Raw genomic sequence first — 3,150 nt, forward strand, 5'->3', positions numbered from 1 at the left:
CGCTGCTAATGAAGTAAGTCGGCGAGAACGCCCGCAAAGTAGACGCGCCATCTTGGCGCGTTCTTTGGGCCAACGAAAACCCCAAGAACGCGCCAAGATGGCGCGTCTACTTTTCCGGCCCTCCCGCGCCCCCACTTCATAGGCAGAATTCCCGCCCACGGCGGTCCGGGGCTCGCAATGACCCGCATTTTCGCGTCTTTGCGGGCGAAGCGAAGCAACCTCTTGTCGTAATGGCCGCGATTCCCTCAGTCTCGTGTCCGGTGATGATCCGCGGCGGAGCACCCTTGATCCCCGGAGACCGGAGGGGTATGATCAGGGCATGGACAGGAAGCGTGTGACCAAGTGCAAAATCACGGATCCGGGGGACAACGGGTTTGTCCCCGGCACCCCCGCCTACCGGATAGGACTGGTCTGGCCGCTGACCCTTGAGGCGCTGTCCCTTGGGAAGCGCCACGATGCTGAGCAGCCATTGAAGCGGCACGTTGTGCGCCTTGTTCGAAGAGGGTGCCAGAGCATGTTGGCGCAATCTTAAACGGACCGTGGCCGCTCTTGTGTGTGCGAGCGTTACTTCCCCTCCTGGGAAGCAGAACCAGCCCTCATGCTCCAAGGCAAGCATGCCCCAACGCGCTCCGCGAAGAAGAGGGCCTCCATGCGCAGGGCGGCGGGGTAGAGGTCCGGGGGGTAGGCCCACAGGCACCAGCCCGGCGCGGTGAGCAGCTTCGCCGCCGCATGCAGGAGCAGCGCCGCACGGCCCCGGCCCGCCGCCAGGTACACCGCGCCGCCGTCGCGCCCCGCCGCGCGCACCTTGCGCCGCGCCGTGTCCCAGTCGGCCTCGAAATGGTGGCGCACGGTGATGGAGGGCTCGAAGGCGATGGACACCCCCGCGCGCCGCAGGGCCAGGCAGAAGGCGTAGTCCTCCGCCGCGCCCAGCCGGGCCTCCGGGAAGCCCCCGGCCCGCAGCCAGTCCGCCCGCCGCAGCAGCAGGAAGGCGGGGCCGATGTAGTCGCGCCGGGGGCGCGCGCCCACGGTGAAGCGGTGGCGGAACCACAGGTAGCGCGCCGCCGGCCCCTCATTTCCCCGGGGGGCGAGGGCATAGGCCACGGCGTCGGTCCCGGTCTGCTCCCGCGCGGCCCACAGCGCGGCCAGCCATCCCGGCGGGGCCTCCGTGTCGTCGTCGGCGACGACGACCCATTCCCCGCGCGCGGCGGCGACGGCGGCGTTGCGCGCCGGGCCGGGGCCGCGGTTCTCCGTGCGCACGGCGCGCAGCCGGTCCCCGTGCGCGCGGGCCAGGTCCGCCAGCACGGCCGGCGTGGCGTCGCGCGAGCCGTCGTCCACGCAGACCACCTCGAAGGCGGGGCCCTCCTGCGCCAGCAGGGATTCGAGGCACGCGCGCAGCATTTCCGCGCGGCCGCACGTGGCCACCACCACGCTCACAAGGGGCGCGGCGCCGGGGGCGCGGTCTGTTTCCTGTGGCTGCAAGCGGAATGGTATCCTGTGTTCCGGCCGCGGGGGCCGCGGCGATGATAGGCCACGGCCCCCCCCCGCCTCAACCCCGGCGGGGCGGCCCCGGCAAGGAGCGCGCATGACGGACCCGCAGCACGGCAGCCCAACCCCGCCGCCCGAGGTGTCGGTGCTGGTCGCCGTGTGCGCGGACGATGATCCCGGCTGGCTGCGCGAAGCGTTGGACAGCGTGCGCGCCCAGACCTTTGCCGCGTGGGAGTGCCTGCTGTGCGCCGACGGCCCCCTCACGCCCGCCCTCGACGCCGTGGCCGCGGACTTCCTCCGGGAGGACGCGCGGTTCCGGCGCGTGGACGGCGCGCGGCGCGGCGGCCCCGGCGCGGCGCGCAATCTCGGTCTGGCGGTGGCGCGCGGGCGGTTCATCGCGGTGCTCGACGCCGACGACCTCGCAGCGCCGGAGCGCCTGCAACGGCAGCAGGAACGCATGACGGGGCCGGACGCTCCGGACGTGCTGGGGACGTGGTGCGTTGTGGTGGGCCCGGACGGCGCGGAGGCCGGCGAACGCCGCACGCCCACAGGCCCGGAGACGCTCCGGCGGGAACTGCCCCGCGCGAACCCGCTGGTCCACTCGTCCGTCATGCTGCGCGCCGACGCCGCGCGCGCGGCGGGCGGCTGGCCGGAGGATATTTCCTTCGCCGAGGACTACGCGCTCTGGGTGCGCCTCGCCGCGCGCGGCGCGCGGCTGGACAATCTGCCCGAACCCCTCTGCCGCTACCGCGCAGGCCGCACGGCCAAACCCCACGGCGGCGGTCTGCGCCGTTTCCGCGCCGTGTGGCGCGTGCGGCGCGAGGCCCTGCGCCTGCTGCCCGCGCCCGCCCGCTGGGCGCGCCTGCCCGAAGCCCTCGCGCTGTCCCTGGCGCAGCTGCTCCCCGAGGGAATCATCGGCCGTCTGCGCGCCTGTCCCCGCCGTAGGGGCGCCGCTTGCTGCGCCCTCTTCGCCCCCGGGGGGATCCTCGACCGCCTTCGCGCCTGTCCCCGCCGTAGGGGCGCCGCTTGCTGCGCCCTCTTCGCCCCCGGGGGGATCCTCGGCCGTCTGCGCGCCCGCCTGCGCGGGGAAAGGCGCGCCCCGTGACGCCGCCCTTCCTGCTGGGTATCGCGGGGCCGTCCTGCTCCGGCAAGAGCACCCTCGCGCGCGGGACGGCCCGTGTCTTCGCGGACCTGAACCCCTTGGTGCTCTCCCTCGACGCCTACTACCGCGACCTGGCGCACCTGCCGCCCGAAGCCCGCGCGCGGACGAACTTCGACCATCCCGGCGCGCTGGAGCATGAGCTGCTCGAGGCGCACCTGCACACGCTGGCGGCGGGCGGCGAAATCAGCGAACCCGTCTACGACTTCACCGCCCACACCCGCGCGGGCGCGCGCACCCTCCGCGCCAACGGCGCCCTCGTTATCGTCGAGGGCGTGCTCGCCCTCCACTATCCCGGCCTGCGCGCGCAGTACCACGGCGCCGTCTTCGTGGACGCCGACGACGACACCGCCCTCAGCCGCCGCATCGCCCGCGACACCCGCGAACGCGGCCGCACCGAGGAAAGCGTCCGCGAACAGTACGCGGAGACCGTCAAGCCCATGGCCGACCGATGGTGCCGCCCCACCCGCGCCCACGCGGACCTCGTCCTCAACGGCGCGGACCCC

At 73.7% G+C, this 3,150-nt stretch carries 2 protein-coding genes and 1 pseudogene; 2 read left to right on the plus strand and 1 reads right to left on the minus strand.

The window, feature by feature from the left end; translation table 11 throughout:
• Positions 1-564: 564 nt before the first annotated feature.
• Positions 565-1,479, minus strand: a complete 915-nt coding sequence (locus GXY15_03565) for a glycosyltransferase family 2 protein (GenBank protein NLV40292.1) — start codon at positions 1,477-1,479, stop codon at positions 565-567.
• Between the two features lie 103 nt (positions 1,480-1,582).
• On the opposite strand from GXY15_03565, the pseudogene GXY15_03570 reads away from it, so the two are divergent.
• Both GXY15_03570 and udk read left to right on the plus strand, forming a co-directional pair.
• Positions 1,583-1,942 (plus strand): annotated as a pseudogene (locus tag GXY15_03570) (glycosyltransferase).
• 644 nt (positions 1,943-2,586) lie between these two features.
• The coding region (gene udk, locus GXY15_03575; GenBank protein ID NLV40293.1) for a uridine kinase at positions 2,587-3,150 on the plus strand (564 nt) is incomplete at its 3' end.

This window comes from Candidatus Hydrogenedentota bacterium (assembly GCA_012730045.1).
GTDB lineage: Bacteria > Hydrogenedentota > Hydrogenedentia > Hydrogenedentales > CAITNO01 > JAAYBR01.